Annotated in this window: 11 protein-coding genes and 1 pseudogene; 5 read left to right on the forward strand and 7 right to left on the reverse strand. The window is 64.5% G+C overall.

Translation table 11 applies throughout. The features are described from left to right. Positions 1-42 precede the first annotated feature (42 nt). Complete coding sequence (locus QZM35_RS26065) at positions 43-1,212, forward strand: alpha/beta fold hydrolase (RefSeq protein ID WP_143329957.1); 1,170 nt, start codon at positions 43-45, stop codon at positions 1,210-1,212. Between the two features lie 228 nt (positions 1,213-1,440). On the opposite strand, the gene QZM35_RS26070 is transcribed toward QZM35_RS26065, so the two are convergent. After that, positions 1,441-1,998 carry a TetR/AcrR family transcriptional regulator gene (locus QZM35_RS26070; protein WP_256978470.1) on the reverse strand — a complete coding sequence of 186 codons (558 nt, stop codon included), beginning with the start codon at positions 1,996-1,998 and terminating at the stop codon, positions 1,441-1,443. A 163-nt stretch (positions 1,999-2,161) separates the two neighbouring features. On the opposite strand from QZM35_RS26070, the gene QZM35_RS26075 reads away from it, so the two are divergent. The 3 genes from QZM35_RS26075 (at position 2,162) to QZM35_RS26085 (ending at position 8,958) form a co-directional block, all read left to right on the forward strand. Next, a complete protein-coding gene (locus QZM35_RS26075) occupies positions 2,162-5,353 on the forward strand; it encodes a cytochrome P450 (RefSeq protein WP_301777079.1) in 3,192 nt (1,063 codons plus the stop codon). Positions 5,354-5,895: 542 nt separating this feature from the next. Next, entirely contained in the window at positions 5,896-7,719 is a 1,824-nt protein-coding gene (locus QZM35_RS26080; protein ID WP_301777080.1) for an acyl-CoA dehydrogenase, read from the forward strand. Between the two features lie 54 nt (positions 7,720-7,773). After that, a complete protein-coding gene (locus tag QZM35_RS26085) occupies positions 7,774-8,958 on the forward strand; it encodes an acetyl-CoA C-acyltransferase (protein ID WP_301777081.1) in 1,185 nt (394 codons plus the stop codon). Between the two features lie 229 nt (positions 8,959-9,187). Here QZM35_RS26085 and QZM35_RS26090 read toward each other — a convergent pair whose 3' ends face one another. The 5 genes and pseudogenes from QZM35_RS26090 to QZM35_RS26110 form a co-directional block, all read right to left on the reverse strand. After that, positions 9,188-10,810, reverse strand: coding sequence for a long-chain-fatty-acid--CoA ligase (locus tag QZM35_RS26090; protein ID WP_301777082.1), 1,623 nt, complete (start codon positions 10,808-10,810; stop codon positions 9,188-9,190). 467 nt (positions 10,811-11,277) lie between these two features. After that, positions 11,278-11,406: pseudogene (locus tag QZM35_RS26095) on the reverse strand (porin); the annotation flags it as partial. A 165-nt stretch (positions 11,407-11,571) separates the two neighbouring features. Next, the gene (locus QZM35_RS26100) at positions 11,572-14,712 is read right to left on the reverse strand and encodes an efflux RND transporter permease subunit (protein ID WP_301777083.1); all 3,141 of its coding nucleotides are present in this window, start codon (positions 14,710-14,712) and stop codon (positions 11,572-11,574) included. After that, entirely contained in the window at positions 14,709-15,827 is a 1,119-nt protein-coding gene (locus tag QZM35_RS26105; protein ID WP_089429451.1) for an efflux RND transporter periplasmic adaptor subunit, read from the reverse strand. The genes QZM35_RS26100 and QZM35_RS26105 overlap by 4 nt, the downstream gene beginning before the upstream one ends. Before the next feature lie 29 nt (positions 15,828-15,856). Continuing rightward, the gene (locus QZM35_RS26110; protein ID WP_174971128.1) at positions 15,857-16,444 is read right to left on the reverse strand and encodes a TetR/AcrR family transcriptional regulator; all 588 of its coding nucleotides are present in this window, start codon (positions 16,442-16,444) and stop codon (positions 15,857-15,859) included. An 81-nt stretch (positions 16,445-16,525) separates the two neighbouring features. Here QZM35_RS26110 and QZM35_RS26115 point away from each other — a divergent pair, with 81 nt between their 5' ends. Beyond that, complete coding sequence (locus QZM35_RS26115; protein WP_301777084.1) at positions 16,526-17,926, forward strand: TolC family protein; 1,401 nt, start codon at positions 16,526-16,528, stop codon at positions 17,924-17,926. A gap of 100 nt (positions 17,927-18,026) precedes the next feature. Here the strand turns inward: QZM35_RS26115 and QZM35_RS26120 are convergent, their stop codons facing one another. Then, the gene (locus QZM35_RS26120) at positions 18,027-20,456 is read right to left on the reverse strand and encodes an AsmA family protein (protein WP_301777085.1); all 2,430 of its coding nucleotides are present in this window, start codon (positions 20,454-20,456) and stop codon (positions 18,027-18,029) included. Positions 20,457-20,477 lie beyond the last annotated feature (21 nt).

Consider the following 20,477-nt stretch of genomic DNA (forward strand, 5'->3'; position numbering starts at 1 on the left):
GAATCACGAGGGCGCAGAGCGCTTGCTGCATGGATGATGGCGATGACATTGACGCTCGGAGCCTGCGGCGGGGGCGACGACGTCAACTCCGGGTATGCCAGACTGATGTCTGCAGTACCTCAGGCCGTCACGTCGGTACCGGACGCGCATGCAACGCTTCTCACCTATACGATGCCGGCAACGGCGGGCGGCACGACGCCCGCGACTTCGTTGCTGTTTGTTCCGAAGGGCAATGCACCTGCGGGCGGATGGCCGATCGTCGCGTGGGCGCACGGTACCACGACCGCGGGGCAAGCCACATGCGCACCGAGCCTGACGCTGGACACGCTCGACGGAGGATTGACCGCGCAAGGTTTCCCGAGCCATTACAGCGACTTCATCGAATCGTTGGTTCATGCAGGCTATGCGGTGGTCGCGCCCGATTTCGAAGGCCTGGGACCGGCCGAAAATACCCCGTACCGATACTACAATTCAGCAAGCGAGGCGCGATCGATCATTGCGGCGGTAGTCGCGGCGCGCGAGAGCGACATGCCGCTTTCCACCCATTGGGCGGCCGTCGGACATTCGGAAGGTGGGCGCGGTGTCCTCGAACTCCAGCGTTTTGTCGGTGACGCCTCCCCCCTCGATTTCCGTGGCACGGTCGCCATAGCCCCCTTTACGTCCGTCGCTGCGTCAATCAACGGGCTCAGCGACATGGCCGCCAGCGATCCCACGAATGCCGCGCTCTACACCGCAATCCAGAATTTGTTCGTCGGCATGTTGACTGTCGCGGTGCAAGTCGAATCGCCCAACGTGGACGTTTCAAAGCTGATGGGGGTCGATCTGGCGTCCCAGTTGACGGAGCTGAGGACAAAGTGCGTGTTCGCGGCCTTCGGTCAGATCGGTCAGTTGATCTCGACGAAGACACCTGCCGGATACGCCGGCTTCAATCCGCAGTGGCGTAGCGTGCCGGAAATGCAAGCCTATCTTGCCGCGAATGATCCGGCTGTTGAGCCCGACTTCCGATTGACGGCGCCCACGCTGATCCTTCAGGGTACGGCAGACGTGTTCGTACAACCGACGCTTACGAACGAACTCGTCTCACGGCTGCAGGCGACGACGCCACCGCCTCCCTCACTGGCGTACAAGACCTACCCAGGCAAGGATCACGGCACGGTCATGACCGTTGTTGCACCCGACGTTATCGCGTTTCTGTCCAGTCGATTCCAGTAATGGACGCACGCATGCGGCGCCGCGTTGATGATTGACGTGGAGATATGCGAGTCACCGAAAAGCCGCACGCACCGACCGAGCCTCGCGATCACCCGCGTCGGTCAATACCTGTCGGTTCGTGATGCGACCGAAGACGCCATTCCTGCGCAGCGCGTTCGGTGCAAGTCGATTGGGCACACAGGCGGCGCATGTCGATCAACCTGCCCGCTTCCCGCGCTTCCCCTCTCGCTACTCCGAATCCGCCTGCGCGAACCCGAGCGTCAACCCGAACGCATCGAGGATCGTCGCCGCGGTGCGGGCCATGCGCTTCGCCATGGCCTCCGGGGTCTCGCGCATGGCGCCCTGGCGAAGCCAGTGCACCGCCGTCCAGACCAATCCCCCGCCGAGCACCGTCAGGCAATCCTGCTCGGCTTCCGTGCGGACGCCTTCATAAGGCGGAAGGAGCCGGCCGGAAACGAAGGTCACCAGTTCATCGAAAAACGCCGATGTGGCCGCGTCGTTGAACACGGACAGATAGAAAGGCTGATGCGCATTCAGATGCTCGAGAATCAGCGCGGTTTCCACCTCCATTGACCTGAAGAAAGTGGCACTCGGCGGGTTCAGCCGTTTGCCCTGCTCCTCGACGAACGCAAAAGCGTCGTCGAGCCTCACCAGCGCCGCCCGCTGGGCGGCCGACTGAAGGTCGGGAAAGTGCTGATAGAACGTGGGACGCGCGACGCCGGCGCGCTGCACCAACTGAGCAATGCTGAGTTTGTTCAGCGGCGCCTCGTCGAGCAGTTCGGTCATGGCGCGAACGAGCGCGTCGTAACTCCGTTGAAAGCGAGGATCGGCGGTATTAGGGCTTACATCAGGTGACATAAAAAGCTCTGGACACGTGGTTTTGTCTATTTTACATTTGTTCAATAGATCGAGATGCGATGTGCTAACACACCTCTGAAAGGCTATTGAAATGAAGTCCTCATCCCTCGTCCCCCAGCCGCCCCTGAAACCCGTCATCGGTCATCTGATGGAGGTCCTCGGGCCGTCTCCCCTTGCCAAGATGATGGATCTCGCGCGCACTTACGGGCCGGTCTACTGGTTCGAGGTGTTCGGGCAAGGTTACTACGTTGTCAGCGGGCAAACACTGGTGAATGAGGTGTGCGATGAAAGCCGATTTCAGAAGTGTGTGCACCAGTCGCTGCTCGAACTGAGGCCCGCGATCGGCGACGGGTTATTTACGGCATTCGGTGACGAACCGAACTGGGCCAAGGCGCATCGTGTGCTGATGCAGGCGTTCGGCCCGCTCAGTATCTGGTCGATGTTCGACAAGATGGTCGACATCGCCGACCAGATGTTTCTCCATTGGGAGCGGTTCGGCCCGGAGACGCCGGTCGATGTATCCGATCACATGACGCGGCTGACGCTCGATACGATTGCCCTGTGTGCGTTTGATTGTCGTTTCAACAGCTTCTACCGTGAAGACCAGCATCCGTTTGTCGATGCCATGGTCAACACCCTCAGCGAGGCCGGCAAGCGCGAGCTGCGGCCCAAGCTTGTGTCGAAGCTGATGGTCAATCGCAGTCGAAAGTTCGACGCGGACATCGCAGTCATGCGATCGCTTGCGACCAAAATGATCGAAGACCGGCGCAAGCACCCGCACGATAACGAAGCGTCGATGGACCTGCTGGACCGCATGCTGAACGGCGTCGATCCGGTGACGGGAGAAAAACTGGATGACGAGAACATCGTCTTCCAGATGATTACCTTTCTCATCGCCGGGCATGAAACGACCAGCGGGCTCCTGTCCTTTGCCACCTATTTCCTCCTCAAGAACCCGGACATCCTGCAAAAAGCACGGGACATGGTCGACGAGGTGGTGGGCAGCGAGACGCCGCGGATCGAGCATCTCGCAAGACTGCGTTACATCGAACACATCCTCATGGAGACGTTGCGCATCTGGCCGACCGCGCCGGCATTCGCCGTGTCGCCGCTCGCCGACACCACGTTCGGCGGCAAATATGCCGTTTCTCCCGACGACATCATCATGATCCTGACGCCCATGTTGCATCGGGATGTGAGCGTCTGGGGCGAGGACGTCGAGGCATTTCGTCCGGAGCGATTTGCCCCGGAGAATGCGGAGCAACTCCCGCCCAATGCATGGAAGCCCTTCGGCAACGGTGCACGCGCCTGTATCGGCCGCCCGTTTGCGATGCAGGAAGCGCATCTCGTCCTGATCATGCTGCTCCAGCGATTCGATTTCTCGTTCGCCGATCCGGACTACGAGCTGGATGTCGCCGAAACGCTTACGCTGAAGCCGACCGGTTTCCGGATCAACGTGAAACCGCGGGCCCGAGGCGCGCTCAAAGCGCCCGATACGGCCGTTCGCGCCCGCTCGAGCGCTCAAAGCCCGAGCGTCGCTCCGGTTCAGTCGACTACTTCCGGCGAAGACGTGTCGACCATGCTCGTCCTCTTCGGGGGAAATACGGGCTCCGCCGAATCCTTTGCAAGACGTATTGCAGGGGATGCGAGTCGTCACGGATTTCACGCGACGTGCGCTCCGCTCGACGATTTCGCAGGAAAACTCGACGGATATCCGGCCATCGTGATCGTCACCGCTTCCTATGAAGGACAGCCGCCCGACAACGCCCGATCATTCGTCCCGTATGTCGAAGCACTCGAAGAAGGCGCGCTGGACGGTGTCCATTTTTCGGTGCTCGGGTGCGGCAACAAGCAATGGGCCCGGACCTACCAGGCGATTCCCAAGCGAGTCGATGAGGCGCTCGAGAAGGCCGGTGCCACGAGAGTGCACGTCAGAGGCGAACTCGATTCCGGTGGCGACTTCTTCGGTGAATTTGACAATTGGTACACCGAAATGTGGGACCGATTTGCGATCAGCGCCGGGAAGGAAGTCTCGACCGTGCAACAGGGCGATACCGCGCTGAAGGTCAGCTTCGCCGAGAATACCCGTGAAAAACTGCTGAACTTCGGCGACATGGCGCATGCGTCCATCGTCGACAACAGGGAACTGGTCGATATCAGCGTGGCCGGCAGCCGCTCCAAAAAGCATATTGAACTGAAACTGCCGGAAGCGATGACGTATCAATCGGGAGATTACCTGGCCGTCCTGCCGCGCAACTCGAAAAACAACGTCGATCGCGTCTTGCGCCGGTTTCGCGTGAGCTGGGACACGCAGGTGGTGATTGAAGGTACGTCAAGTAATCCGCGCCTTCCGCTCGGCCAGCCCATCAGTTGTGGTGACCTGTTCTCGAGCTATGTCGAACTCGCCGTTCCTGCCACCCGATCACAAGTATCGACCCTGGCCGCCGCCACGCGTTGCCCTCCCGAGAAGGTCGAGCTCGAGCGCCTGAGCGCCGACGATTTCGAAGGCGAGATCCTGGGAAAACGGACAACCGTCATGGATCTGCTCGAACGCTTCGGATCCGTCGACCTGTCGCTCGAAAAGTTCCTCGATATGCTGCCCGCGCTGAAAGCACGCCAGTATTCGATCTCGTCTTCCCCGCTTTGGAAAGCAGACCATGTCACGCTGACGGTCGCCGTGGTCGATGCACCGGCGCTCTCCGGCAATGGTCGCCATGAAGGGGTGGCGTCGTCGTATCTCGCGCGGCTCAACACCGGGGACAGCCTGTCCGTTGCAGTCAGGCCATCGAATGCACACTTTCGGCCACCCGCCGAGACCGGCCTTCCGATGATCCTGATCTGTGCCGGTTCCGGTATCGCCCCCTTCCGCGGCTTCCTGCAAGAGCGCGCACTGCAGAAGCAGCAGGGGGAAAACATCGGCAAGTCGTTGCTCTTCTTCGGCATCGATGACCCCGACGTCGACTTTCTTTATCGCGACGAACTCGACGAATGGGCTCGATGCGGTGTGGTCGAAGTGATGCCGGCTTACTCGAACCGCCCGGAGGAAGGCGCCCGGTTCGTTCAGGACAAAGTCTGGCTGGAGCGCGAGAAGATCGCCGCCCTGTTTGCGCAAGGCGCCACTGTCTTTGTCTGCGGGGACGGAAAGAACATGGCGCCTGCCGTACGCGCCACGCTTGCCCGCATTTATCAGGAGGCAACGGGAGCGAACGATGAAAGCGCCAGCGCGTGGATCGACACGATGGAGCGGGAGCATGGCAGATATGTTGCCGACGTGTTTGCATGACGGGGACGGGATCCTGCCACGTCCGGTCGCTTCAGACATTTGACCTGCCCCGCCACCGCTTTCCGGAACGGATGCGACACGTGCCTCGATCCGGGCCTGCGCCCTGTTTTCCTTGCGTCCTTCACCCTGGTTCCGGTCGAGTTCCGACCGGAACCAGGGGTTGATCACGCGCCGCTCAACCGCTTCGAATCGCCCCACGTCTTTCAATGACGGCACAGTTCGGAAAGCGACGGGTTAACCACGATCGACCGTCGATGAACACCATGCTAATTTCATCGGCCACATGACTTGGTCGTTTGATCAACATTGAAATGGACATGCCGTCCCACTGTAAACCACGCGAATCGCTCCATGCATACCGCCTCCGGATATGCATGACCGATCCCCCCAATGTCGTGGCGGAGTGGACGACGCCGATCACCCCATGATGTCCTTCAGTGTTTCCGAGCGCGATCGCTTCAAACCCATAATTTCGCATTCCAGAATTTATTGAAGACAGTCTAAATCGCGCCAAGACACCAGACACTCACTCATTCGATTCCATGACTAGCGAACTCACCCTCTCCCGTCGCGACGTGGAGTTCATTCTTTTCGACTGGCTGCAGGTCGAATCGCTTACGCGCCGGCAACGATTTGCCGGGCAGGACCGCTTCGACTACACCTCCGTGCTGGATGTGTACGAATCGCTTGCCACGGATCTCTTCAAACCGCATAACAAGAAGAACGACAGCAACGAACCCGCATTCGACGGAGAACGCGTCACCATCAACCCGGAAGTGGGTGTCGCATTGCGTGCATTTGCGGCCGCCGGCCTGATCAGCGCGTCGTTCCCCAACGAGTGGAACGGCATGAGCCTGCCCAGCACCGTGGAACGGGCCGGCATGGCGTATTTGCTGGCAGCCAATCCGGGAACCGCGGGCTACGCCTTTCTCACGATCGCCAACGCCAATTTGCTGATGGCCCACGGTGAGCGCGACCGGGTCGAGCACTACGTCAAGGCCATGGCGGAAGGGCGATGTTTTGGCACGATGTGCCTGTCGGAGCCGCAAGCCGGGTCGAGTCTTGCCGATATCCGCACGCGCGCGGTTCCAAGCCGGGACGGCCGCTACCGCCTGTTCGGCAACAAGATGTGGATCTCCGGCGGCGATCACGAGATTGCCGAGAACATCGTCCACCTGGTACTGGCCAAGATTCCCGATGAAAACGGCCAGCTTCCTCCGGGCGTTCAAGGGATATCGCTCTTCACCGTCCCGCGCAAGTTGATCAACGCCGACGGGCTGCCCGGCGAGCGAAACGATGTCGTCCTCGCAGGCATCAATCACAAGATGGGGTACCGCGGCACGGTCAATTGCCTGCTGAACTTTGGTGAGGGTCGCTACCGTCCGGGAGGCGAAGCGGGCGCGATCGGGGAGATCGTCGGCGAGCCCGGCAAAGGCCTGGCCTACATGTTCCACATGATGAACGAGGCGCGTATCTCGGTCGGCCTCGGCGCCGCCGCGATCGGCTATACCGGCTACCTTCACTCGCTGGATTATGCGAAGACGCGCCTGCAGGGCCGGACACGCGGTGACCGGTCGCCCGCCTCGGGACAGGCCCCCATCATCCGTCATGCCGACGTCCGGCGCATGCTGCTCGCGCAAAAGGCCTACGTGTCGGGTGCACTCGCGTTGTGCCTGTATGCGGCTCGACTGAGCGACGATATCCATTCGCAAGAAGACGCCGGCGCCCGCGAAGACGCGCATGGCCTGCTCGACCTGCTCACGCCCGTCGTCAAGAGCTGGTCGTCCCAATGGGGCCTCGTCGCCAACGATCTCGCCATTCAGGTGCATGGCGGCTACGGTTACACGCGCGAATACAACGTCGAGCAGTTCTATCGCGACAATCGGCTCAACCCGATACACGAAGGCACATTCGGTATCCAGGCGCTCGACCTGCTGGGCCGAAAGACGCGTGCAAACGGCGGCGCCGCGATGCATGCTCTCGACCGGAAAATCGCCGCGACGGTATTCAAGGCTCGGTCGATCCGTTCGCTCCATGACCATGCCGACACGCTCGAATGCGCATGGGAGCGCATCCGACTCGTCACCCACGCGCTGCACCGGCTCGACGACCCGGAGCTCCAGCTGGCGAATGCGGCGGCCTACCTCGAAGCATTTGGCCATGTCGTCGTCGGCTGGCTCTGGCTCGATCAGGCGCTCGTGGCCAACACGCTCGAGAGCGGCCCCACCGGGAGCGACTTCCATCGCGGCAAGCTCGCCGCGTGCGACTACTTCTTCGGGTGGGAAATGCCCAAGGTGGCCGCATGGCTGGCGGTGCTCAATCCCGTGGAAACCACGCCCCTGACGATGCCGGAGCACTGGTTCTGACCCGTGCGCGCAGCCTCCATTTCGTTGCTTCCGTCTAATTCATGAGGATGTCATATGATTGATGCCGTCATCGTTTCCACCGCGCGCACGCCGATCGGCAAGGCCTATCGCGGCGCGTTCAACCTCACGCACTCGCCCACCCTGCTCGGTCACGCCATCCGGCATGCCGTGCTGCGCGCCGGGATCGAACCGGATCGCATCGAGGACGCCGTCATCGGTTCGGTGCTCAACGCGGGAACCGCCGGCAACAATGTCGCCCGACAAGGTGTGCTGGCGGCCGGGCTGCCTGCTTCGGTCGGCGCGCAAACGCTTGACCGCCAATGCGCATCGGGCCTGATGGCGATCGCCACGGCCGCCAAACAGATCATGTGCGACGGGATGCAGGTGGTGGTCGCGGGCGGCCAGGAAAACATCTCGGCGGTACAGACGCGCTACTTCGAGTGGACGCGTGCCGACCAGGATCCCAACGTGCTGGCCGTGCAACCCGCCGCCTACATGCCGATGCTCGAGACCGCCGAGTTCGTTTCCCGCAAGTACGGGATCGCTCGGGAGTTGCAGGATCAGTACGCGCTCGATTCCCAGCTGCGCACTGCCGCCGCACAAAAGGAAGGCCGCTTCTCGAACGAAATCGTCCCGATCACGACACAGATGCGGGTCGTCGACAAGGTGACCGGCGAAACGTGGCGGAGGGAGGTCACGCTCACGCAGGATGAGGGGAATCGTCCCGGCACGACGCTCGAATCGCTTGCCGGGCTCGCACCGGTGGTTGACGGTGGCGTGGTGACCGCCGGGAACGCAAGCCAGCTGTCGGACGGTGCAAGCGCCTGCGTCCTGATGAACGGCAAGACCGCCGAACAGATCGGCGCAACGCCCCTCGGCATCTATCGCGGCATGACCGTCGTCGGCAATGCGCCCGAGGAGATGGGCATCGGACCCATCTACGCGATTCCCAAGCTCCTGAAGCTTCATGGCCTGACAGTCGACGACATCGGACTGTGGGAGCTCAACGAGGCATTTGCCTGCCAGGTGCTGTACTGTCGCGACAAGCTGGGAATCGATCCGGCCCGATACAACGTCAACGGCGGCAGCATTTCGATCGGCCATCCGTACGGGATGACGGGCGCCCGTCTGGTCGGACACGCACTGATCGAAGGCAAACGACGCGGCGCGCGCTACGTCGTCGTGGCGATGTGCGTGGGGGGCGGCATGGGTGCAGCCGGCTTGTTCGAAGTCGTCTGACGGAACGCGCCCTTACCCGCGGCACGAATGGGGCGGCAGCCCCGCTCATGCGGGCCCTGCCTGCCTTTCCGGGGATGCTTGAGTGGACCTTGTGTCGCCAGCGCGCCGGATGCGCCGTCGCATCGGGCGCCGGCGTGCGGCGGACTTTTTCCGCGCTGCCATTCACGTGCCGGTTAGGAGACGGGTGATGCCGGCCACTCAATCTCCCGGCATCACCTCGGTCACCACGTCAATTGTTCGACACCCGCAACTCGCGCCGAAGGATCTTCCCGACGTTGCTCTTTGGCAGGCTGTCGCGAAACTCGATGCTTTTCGGGCGCTTGTAACCGGTCAGCTGGCCTTTACAGAACGCCATCAGGTCTTCGAACGTCAGCGCCGGATCCTTCCTGACCACGAACAGCTTGACGGCCTCTCCGGAATGCTCGTCGGGTACGCCGATCGCCGCGACCTCGAATACACCGGGATGGTTGGCGACGACGTCTTCGATCTCGTTCGGGTAGACGTTGAAACCGGACACGAGAATCATGTCCTTCTTGCGGTCGACGATTCGCACGAAGCCCGCTTCGGAGATCGACGCAATGTCACCCGACCTGAAGAAGCCGTCCTCGGTCATCACCTTCGCGGTCTCATCCGGCCGCTGCCAGTAACCCGCCATCACCTGCGGACCACGAATGCACAGCTCTCCGGCTGCGCCGGGCGGCAATTCGTTGCCGTCGTCGTCCCGGATCGACACTTCCGTGGAGGGCAACGGCAGGCCGATGGTGCCGTTGAACTCACTCCCGGTCACGGGATTGACCGCGACGCAAGGTGATGTCTCGGACAGCCCGTATCCGTCGATGATCGGCGCGCCGGTCATCTCCTTCCAGCGCCTGGCGACGGCTTCCTGCGTGGCCATCCCGCCACCGCTGGCCAGCAGCAGATTGGAGAAATCGAGGCGCGAGAAGTCGGGATGATGGAGCATCGCGTTGAAGAGCGTGTTGACACCCGGAAAATTCGTGACCTTGTATCCCGCGAGCGACTCGATCATCCCCCCGATGTCCCGCGGATTCGGCACCAGTACGGAAAGCGCACCCATGTGAATCGTCAACAGGCAGCAAACATTGAGCGCAAAGATGTGATAGAGCGGAAGTGCCGCCACCGTGATGAACTGCGTCACGTCAGGGCGCAAATCGCGCGCCGGGTTGAACCAGACGTCCGACTGCAATACATTCGCGACGATGTTCCGATGCAACAGCGTCGCGCCTTTCGACACGCCGGTTGTCCCGCCCGTATATTGGAGAAAAGCGACGTCGTCCGGCGACTGGGAAGCCGGTACGAATGTGCCCCGACGTCCCTCCTCGATCGCGTCGTCAAATGCCGCATACGGGCTCGGCTTCCGTTCCGCGCCGGAAGCGTTGCCCTGCGTGGCCACCAGAACATGCTTCACCTGAGTATGCGCAAGGATTGCATCCAGCGTTGCCGTGCAGCCGTCGAGAATGACGATCGCCTCCGCGCCGCTGTCATTCAGCTGGTGTTGCAGCTCGCGGGGCGTATAGAGCGGGTTGACGTTGACGACAACGTAGCCGGCGCGCAACACCGCACAAATCGAGATCGGGTACTGCAACACATTCGGCATCATGATGGCGACCCGCGCACCCCGCTCGAGGCCGCGTGACTGCAGCCACGCGGCCAGTGCTCGGGACATCACGTCGAGCTCACCATAGGTGATCTGCTTTCCATCGCACGCAAACGCCGGATTCGCGTGAAACCGGCTGAAGCTTTGTTCGATCAATGCAGTGATGTTTCGATACGCGCTGGAATCAAGCTCTGCCGGAACCCCCGGCGGATAGGCATCAAGCCAGATCTTTTCCATACCCAATCTCCTCTGTCCCATTTGAATAAGTGCGCGACGCCCATCCCCTCATCACGCGCGTGAACAAGCCGGGGCGCCTCGAATCACGCGAGACGCATCGCGCGTCGCAACGATAGGGCTGCGTGGTCGACCGACAGTCGGCGGCGCCGTGGATCACGTTGTCGGCAGACAGTTGACGGGCGACGGCCACCATCCTGTTTGTTTCACCGCCATCGCCCCCTGCTTGGCAGGCAAATTCTTGCTCCCCGAAACGCGACTTCCGAGTCAGGGAGCTACACCCAAACTGGTCAATTGATATGGTCATTTGACCATACGGGGAAACTTGCGGCAACTTGGTAGTTGCACGAGGCTGCGACGCGGGATTTATCGATGCCATACGTGCGGCTGCGGCCCTGGATTCGGTATGCAGTGCCATTGATCGAATCGACCGACGGGTTCACTGCGCCCGCCGCGAACAGACCGGCGTTGTTCGCTTGCGAGCAGGCAGCACCCCGCTTCAGGCCTTCAAACTGATACGACACGCCGGCGCTATATGCGCGGTTGTTCGCAAGGTTCGTACTATTCGAGAGCGAGTACGTGCCACCGAATTGCGGGCCGCAGCGTCTTGTTCATTCGTGACGCTCCATTCAAAAAAATGAGGCAGGTCTCGCGACCTCGTTCATCAACAGCCGGCAAACACCGGGAGGACCTTGTCCTGTTGGTCACACCCGGGTTTCCAATGCGCCCGCATTGACGGGCGCTAAACGGCTGGGCGACCCGTTTCAACATTTCCCGGGCGCATCGACGGCTCCGGAACCGAAGAGCTTCCGGCTCCAGCCGGACAGCCTGTCGCTGAACAGCAGTTCATACAGCACCGGCACCATGCCGAGCGTAATCAACGTCCCGAGCAGCAGCCCGCCCATGATGGTGACGGCCATGCCGGTCCACAGCGTGCCGGCGAACAGCAGCAGCGGAATCAGGCCGGCGATGCAGGTCAGCTTGGTCATCACGATCGGCCGCAGGCGCGCCACGGCCGCCGCGACGACCGCTTCGCGGCGCGACTTGCCGGCCGCCAGCTCGACCTCGATACGCTCCAGCAGCAGCACCGCGTTGTTGACGATGATCCCGGCCAGCGACAGCAGGCCGAAGTTCGCCATGAAGCCCAACGGTTCGCGGGCGATGATCAGTGCGGGCCCGACGCCGATCATCGCGAACGGAATGATCCCGACGATCAGCAGCAGCTTGCGGAACGAGCCGAACTGCCAGATGAACAGCACCAGCATCGCGACCACCGCGTGCGGCAGATACTCGCCGAGCGCCACGTTGGCCTCGGCGGACTCCTCGATTTCGGCGCCCAGCTCGATCCGGTACCCCGGCGGCAACGCGATCCGGCCGACGGCCGGCGCGAGCTGATCGACCGCCTGCTGCGCGGTGCCGTGGGTATTGCGGCCCTTCACGGTGAGCGTGCGCATCAGGTCGCGGCGTCGAATCGTCGACGGCTCGGTATTCAACGTGACCGTCGCAACCGCGGACAGCGGAACCGGCGCGCCGCCCGCAGCCGGATGGATCAGCGTATTGGCGAGATCTTCCGGCCGCGCGCGCTCGGCTTGCGCGCCGCGCACGACCAACGGCACCAGCGTATCGCCATCTCGCAACACCGACACGTTGACGCCGGTATACCGCGTGGCCAGCGCCGTCGAGATGTCCTCGCTGCTGACGCCCAGACGCCGTGCCTTGTTCTGGTCGATCTCGACGTCGACACGCGGCACGCGCGGCCCCCAGTCGTCGTGAATCTGCACGATGCCCGGCTGGGTATGCAACGTTGCCTGGATCTTGCGGCCGATCTCGCGCAGCACGGCTTCGTCGGGACCGGACACGCGATACGCCACCGTGCCGGCGTCGTGGGCGCTGCGCGAGAAGCGTTTCGCATCGGTTCGCACCTCGGGATGGTGTTGCGTCATCCACGCCTGGGTTCGTGCGATCACGGCGTCGAGATCCTGCGGCTTCGCGACGCTGACCGTGACGTAGCCGATATGCGACGCAGGCAGCGGCGGATTGAGCACCAGGACGACACGCGGGCCGCCGTCGGCGACATAGCCGATGCTGGTCGTCACCTCGGGATTGCGCTTGCGATCGTCGAGCCAACGGCTCAGGTCGCGAACCACGTCGCGCGTGAGCCGCGCATCGCTCCCCGGCTGCAGCTCGAGTTCGACCTGGAACTGCGGCCGGTCGGAAGCGGGCAGGAACCCGGCCGGACGCGTGGCCAGGATCGCGAGCGCGCCGACCAGCAACGCAGTCATCACGACCAGGAACCGCCCCTTGTGGTCGAGCACGCGGCGAATCAGGCGCGCATAGGCACCGTAGAAGCGGCTTTGCTTGACCGTCGCGTCGGCATCGTGCTCGTGCGCATCGCCTTCGCCGTGATGGCCGGATTTCAGGAAGAAATAGCAAAGCAGCGGCGTCACCGTCAGACAGAGCAGCCACGACCCGAGCAGCGACAGCGTGAGCACGACCACGAGCGGGCGCAGGTATTCGTTGGTGGCGGTGTCGCCGAAGAAGAACGGCGAGAACGCGAAGATGATGACCAGCGATGACGTCAGCAGCGGGATCGCCAGCGTACGGCCTGCTTCGATGCACGCGTGACGGCGCTCCTCGCCCGCGGCGAGGCGGCGTTCGACGTCCTCCGCGATCACGATGCCGTTGTCGACCAGCAAGCCCAGCGCGATGATGATCGCGGCCATCGACACGATGTGCAGCTCGATGCCCAGCGAGCGCATCACGAGCAGCGTGGCCAGGATGGTCAGGGGCACGATGCCGCCCACCACGACGCCGGCGCGCCAGCCGAGGAACAGCACGACGACGATCATCACGATCACGATCGTCTCGATCATCACCTGGTTCATGCGGCCCATTTCCCGCTCGACCACGTCCGCCTGGAAGGTCACGTAGTCGAGCGAAAAACCGGCGGGCAACTGCTGCTTCAATTCGTCCAGACGCGCGCGCAGCGCCTGGCCGACCGCCTTCACGTTCTGGCCTTTGCGCATCGAGATGCCGAGGACGACCGCGTCTTCGCCGCGGAAGATCGCCGCAGACTCGGGCGGATCGACGGGCCGAACCTGCACCTGGGCGATGTCGCCCAGACGCACGGTGCCCTGCGCGGCTTCCGCGCGCGCGCCGGCCGGCGGCACGGTGAGCGTGAAATCCTGCAGCGCCTGCAGCGAGCGGATTTCGCCGGAGCTGACGACCGCGCTGTTCAGGCCCGACAGCACGAGCCGGCCGCCGGACTGCACGACGTTCTGCTTCTGCAGCTGTTGCATGACCGACGCGGCGGACAAATGCAGCCCCGCCATTCTGGCGCGGTCGAATTCGATATAGACGCGCTCCTCCTGCAGCCCATGAAAGCTGACGCCCTGCACGCCGGGCACGCGGTACAGCCCTTCGCGCAGCAGCTTCAGCGGTTCGCGCATCTCGCTCATCGAAAACCCCGGCGCGGTCACCGCGATGGACGCGATCGCCACGCGACCGAAGTCGTCGTCGATCTGCGGAGGCAGCGTGCCGGCCGGGAACAGCGGCACCGCTTCGTCGACCTTGGCGCGCATGCGCTGCAACACCGGCATCAGTGCATGCACGTCTTCACGGAACGAAACCTGGAGGATCACGCTGCCGTCACGCACGGTGCTCGTGACGTGCTTCAGTTCGTTCAATTGGCGCAGGCGCTCCTCCACCGGTCGGGCGACGAGCTGCTCCATCCGCTCGGCCGGCACGCCGGGGTTCGCGACGAATACCAGCGCGTCGCGAACGGTCGTGGAAGGCTCTTCCTGGGACGGGAACGTGAGGAAGGTGAACGCGCCGGTCACGAGAATCAGCAGCGCGACAAAGAAGGTGAGCCGGCTGGAATTGAGTGCGGCCTGGGTCAGCTTCACGAGCGCGCTCCCTGCAGAACGGTCTGCGCCCGATACGTGACGACGGACTGGCCCTCGTTCAGGACGGCGGTCCCCGCGACCACGACCTGCTCGCCGGCGCGCAGGCCTTGCGTCACGGCGACCCGCCCATCCGGCAGCAGTTGCCCGCCCGTGCGGATCGCTCGGCGCTTCAGCGTCTGGCTGGCGCCGTCGATGACGAAGACGCTGCCTCGTCCGGCTTCCGTGCCGGCCATGACGGCCGTCGCCGGCAGCGTGATGTCATGCGCTTCACCGCGCGGCAGCGCCACGGACAGCACGCCGCCACTGCGCAGCCCGGAAGGGGCACCCTGGACCCGGAAGATGGCTTGCACCAGCGAGCCGTTGTCGCTCCGGCCGGACAGCCGTTCCATGGTCAGCGTCACGCGATCCGTGCCGCTGACCGCGTGGGCTTCGGCGCCGGGCGACAGCGTCGCGGCGATCGTGTCCGGCAGCATCACGACGGCTTCCAGCGCGCGGCCGGCCTCCATCTGCAGCACGCTCTGGCCTGCGGCGACATCCACGAACGGCTGGACCTGACGCGCCACGATTTCGCCGTCGAACGGGGCCGTGATGCGCGTGAACGCGAGGTCGCGCCGGGCGCTCGCCACCGCGGCCTCCGCGACACCCAGCTGGCTCGCGGCCTGCTGATGCGATGCCTGTGCGGCCTGCAACGCGGGCGCGGAAATGATTCCGTCGCGGGCGAGTTCCTCCTGCTGACGCAGGTGGGTGCGACGCTCGGCCAGGGTCGCGGCAGCGGCGGCACGATCGGCCGTCGCCTTGTCGAGCCGCCAGCGTGCCGGCGACTCGTCCAGGCGTGCGAGCACCTGCCCGGCCCGGACGCGATCGCCCACGTCGACCAGCATCGCGACGACGCGGCCCGACGACTCGAAGCCGAGGTCGGTGCGCTGGCGCGCGCGCAGCGTCGCGACGAAGGTGTCGGCATGCGCCTGGCCGGCACCGCCGGCCACTTCGACCTTGACGGGCCGCGGTACGTCGGCAACCGGCGCGGCGGATGGCTGACATGCCGACAGCAGCGTTGCCGAGACGAGCGCGCAGAGTACCAGCCTGCCCGCTTGAGGCATGGAACGGGAATGCATCGTAAAACCTTCGAAATGAATGAGGGAGCTCAGGGAAGCTTGCGAATCGCGCTTTCCAGCGTGTCGCGCAACACTTGGCGCTGCTCCGGCGTGAACCGGTGCAGGTTGAGCACTTCGAGCAGGGCGATGCCGTCGAGGGCGACGACCAGCGCGAGCACCTGCCCCGCATCGGGGCCGCTTTGCGCGACCCGTGCATAGCTGCGCGAGTAGAAATCCCGCACGGGACCGGCCAGATGCGGATACAACGACGTGGCGGCCAGCAGGTTGGCCAGCAGCAGGCGGCGGTCTTCCGGCATGTCGAAGGTCAGCTTCGACAGCTCGGCCAGCGACGACTTCAACGGCTTCGCGGCATCGTCCGCCTCACGCGTGTCACGTGCCTCCTGCGCCCGCAGGTCCAGCATGTCCAGTTCGCCGACCACCCGCTCGATCAGCGCAGCCAGCAAGTCGTCGCGCGTTTTGAAATGGTAGACAAGGCCTGCTTTCGTGACCTTCGCGGCAGCGGCCACGGCTTCAATGGTCAGGTTCTGGATACCCTGGCTGGCCACGAGCTCGGCCGCGGCATCGAGAAGACGGTCGCGCGAACTGCTGCGGCCGGCTCGTCGCTCGGAAGTCGACATGGTGCATCTCCTTGGGATTGAAACTAAACTATACGTACAGTATAGTTTCACGAACTCCATGTCAAGACTCAAGGCAAACCCATGACGACCGTTGTTTCCCGCCCCGTTTCCGCGCACCGAGCGCTGACCTGTCTTGCTCTTGCCGCGACACTCGCCCTTGGCGGCTGTGCGATCGCCCCGCCCAGCCACGTTGCCACGGCGCCCGCCGTTGCGGCGCCCTCGCAATGGGCCGAGACATCGCCCGGGAAGCAGGGCACCGTCGGCGACATGTGGTGGCGGGATTTCGGCGATCCGGTGCTCGATCGACTGGTGGACAGCGCGCTCGATGCCAATCGCGACCTGAAGATCGCCGCGGCCCGCCTCGCGCAGGCGCGCGCGCTCGGCGACAGCGCCGAGGCAGAGCGCCGCCCGCGGCTGGATGCGATGGCGCGCGGCGAGCGCGGGCGCGAAAACAGCGTCGATCCGCGTGCGGAGCGCAGCGGCGTCGGCTTGCGTGCCGCGTGGGAAGTCGATCTGTTCGGGCGCGGTGCGTTGCTGGTGGACGCCGCACGGTCCGACAGCGCCGTCGCTCGCGAGGCGCTCCGTGCGACCCGCATTGCGCTGGCTGCGGACGTCAGTACCGCCTACTTCGAATTGCGCACGCTGGAGCGGCGCTCAGCGCTCAAGCGCGAGGCGCTCGAGGTTGCGCAAAGGCAGGCGGTCGTGGCGGAGCGCAAATTCGCCGCGGGCCAGGTGACGGCGCTGGATGTCGAACGCTGGCGTACCGAACTGGCGCAGGAACAGGCGTCGCTTGCCCAGCTCGACGGCGAACACCGGGTGCGCTTGCATCAGCTCGCGCTGCTCGTCGGCAGCCCCCAGGCGCCCGAGCTCGGCGCGCAAGCCGTGCCGGCCGCACTGCCCGCGCCGCCCGCGACGGTGTTGCCCGCCACGCTGCTCGAGCGCAGGCCCGACGTGCAGCGTCAGGCGCGCGCACTCGACGCCGCGCTCGCCCGTGCCGGCGCCGCCCGGAAAGAGGTCTATCCGCGCCTTCAGATCGAGTGGGCGGGGACGAAGGAAAGGCTGGCCGCGGTCGGCGATGGCGCCGCGCCTCGCGTGGCCGTCGGCTATGGCGTGTCGGTAACGCTGCCCATCCTCGACGGTGGCCGGATTCGCGCCAACGTCGCGGTACACGATGCGCGCGCGCAGGAAGCGATGGCCGAATACGAAAAGGCCATGCTGGCGGCGCTCGTCGACGTCGAGACGAGCCTGGCCCGGTGGTCCGCATCGGATCGCTCGATGCAGGAGTGGCAACGCGCCGAGGCGGCCGGAAAGGTCGCCGCACGCAATGCGGCCAGACTGTATGACGCAGGCCAGGCCGATATGAGCGATGTGCTCGCCGCGCGCCACGCGCACCTGCGATCCCGCGACGCGCTGGAAACGGCAATCGGCGCGCAATGGGAAGCCGCGGTCGGCCTGCGCCGCACCTTTGCCGGGGCCGTCTAGGCGGCCCGGCCGACGCGGCCGCGACGCTTGCGTACGGGCGACGCGCGGTGGCGGCACCCGCGTCGGCGCGAAGCGTCCGCGTTGCTACCGCACACCTCACTCACTTCGCATGCCGAAGTTCGCCGCCCATCGGCGCGGAAGCAGAAGAAGCCGCCGACGGCGCATTCATGTACGCCGGCGCCGCCTTCGTCTTCTGCCGGACGCCCGGCGGTGGCGCGACCGGGCGCCGCTCCATGTCGGCCAGCATCTGCCCGCACGGCAACGGGCGGCTGCGGCCCGGCTGCAGCAATGCGAGCAGACTGGCGAGCGGGTTCAGCAAGCCCAGCCCGACCGCGGCCCCGCCCCGCGCGATCAGCGCGCCCGCCTTCACCCCGACGTGCGGTTGCTTGAACGATCCGGTGACGTACAGCGGCGAGCGTAGCGATATCACCCGGAATCCCTTGGTATGCGGATGGATCGTCAGGTTCATGGTCTCGTCCCGCAGGTTCACGTTGCCGTCCATTGCGATCACCGCATCCTCGGTGTCGAGCGCGAATACGCGCGAGTCGAGCACGCCGTTGGTGGCCACGAAGTCGGCCACGCCGCAGTTGATCTTGACGTCGCGTGTGCCGAACAGTTTCTCGTACACCACGTTGGCGACGTTCAGCCCCGCGGCTTCCATCAGCAAGAGGCTCACCGTGCCGTCGGTCACCAGTGTCTTCACCTCGCCGTTGGACGTCGCGGCGAGCGCCGCCGGCGAATTGCCGGTGGCCGATAACGCGGCATCGCCGTTGACCTCGCCGAGCGCCGTTTGCATCACCGGGAAGGTCGGGAACAGTTGCTTGAGTTTCAGATGCCGCGCCTGCAGCGAGAACCGCCCTTTGAGCGGCACGCCGCTGCCGTCCAGGTGGATGTTCGACGCGAGCGTCCCGCCCGCGACACCGAAGTTCAGCGGGTTGAGCGTCAGCACGCCGTCCTGCATCACGATGTGGGTCGACAGATCGGTGATCGGCAGGCTCGCGGTCTTGACGATGCGCCGACCGGTGAATCGAACGTCTGCATCGATCTTCTTCCAGCGGTCCGTGCGAAATGTCTCGACCGGCAACGCCTTGTTCGCGGGCTGGGTGGGCGCGGCACCCCGCCGCGCCTTGCTGGCATTCGTGTCGGCGCCGATGAGCGGCGCGAGGTCGGAGAACTGCAGCAGCCTCGACTCCAGCGTGCCGGACAACAACGGCCTCGGTTCGCGCGACACGTACACCAGCGTGCCGCCGAGATCGCTGCCGCCGACGCGTCCCGTGAAGTTCTCGTACTTGAAGACGTTCCCGGACGTCCGGAACTGGCCGACCAGCCGGCCGTCGGTCGCATAGGGCGAGGTTTCGGGCAGCGTGATGCCCGTGACGTCATACAGCTTGGCCATGCTGGTGCCCGCAAGCCACAGCCGGAGATCGACCGCGGCCAGGTGAGACGGGTCCGTCAGCGTGCCGACGAGCGCCAGGTGCGTATCGCCGAAGCGCAAATCGGCCTGAACCGGAAACGGGCGTTGCGCGCCCCGCACGTCCAGCAAATTGCCGATCTTGCCCGTGCCGGCGACCTTGCCCTTCTTGTAGGTCCCCTTGACGGTCCAGCCAATCGTGTAAGTGCCGACGCCGGTGGAGGCCGCGGGCGCCGAGGCCGCCGAGGCCGTCGCCCCCGGTGCGGCAGTCGCGGGGGCGTTCGAACCCGCCGCCGGGCCTGATGCAGCCGGGGCGATTGCGGTGCCGGATGTCGTCGCAGCAGCATGCGAAGCAGCGGCCAACGCTTGCGAAGCCGCTGCCGATGCGCGTGACGCCGCTTCGGCACCCGATGCCGGAACCACCGGTTGCGCCGCGCCGGCGTGCGCCTGGGCCGCGAGCTTCTTTTGACCCGCCGGGCCGACGGCCTTTGCCGATTCGTGGTGCGCCAACGCCTCCTGCTGTTTCATCACCGCGCCGAACGGGATCGGCTGGCCAAGCGTGTCGATCACCGCGCTCAAATCGAACTGCTTCTGCTGGTCGTAGTAGCCGAGATTGCCTTGGGCAAACGCGATCTCATGCAGGTCGAGCGCCCATCGGCCCGGTTGGGCGGACTGCTTGAACTTGAACGTCCAGTTGGCTCGCCCGTCCTTCAGGCGTTCGAGGTCGACGGACGGATTGACCAGATCGATGGCCGGAATCACGATGCGGCGCGCCATCAGCGGCAGCGCCTCGACCTCGAAACTGATCGCGTCCAGCGTGACGAAATACTTCGTGCGCGCCCAATCGGGGTTGGCGATCGTGACATTGCGCGCGATGAATCGTGGCCATGGCACCCAGGCGCGCCAGCCGTGCTCGCTCGCGGGCCGACGCCAACCGACCTGCAGATCGCCGTTGATGGCGAACTGCCGTCCGATCGCGTCCGACACCTTGTCATCGATCCAGGGCCGGGCTCGATTCCAGTCGAACGTCACGATGACGATCACCAGCGCGGCAAGCGCCAGGGTGACGCTCACGGCAAGCCACGCGGCCGCCTTGCCGACGCTGTGGCCGATGTGCATTGCTCACTCCCCCAGTTTGCT

Origin of the sequence: Burkholderia sp. AU45274 (assembly GCF_030482505.1) — a bacterium.
GTDB lineage: Bacteria > Pseudomonadota > Gammaproteobacteria > Burkholderiales > Burkholderiaceae > Burkholderia.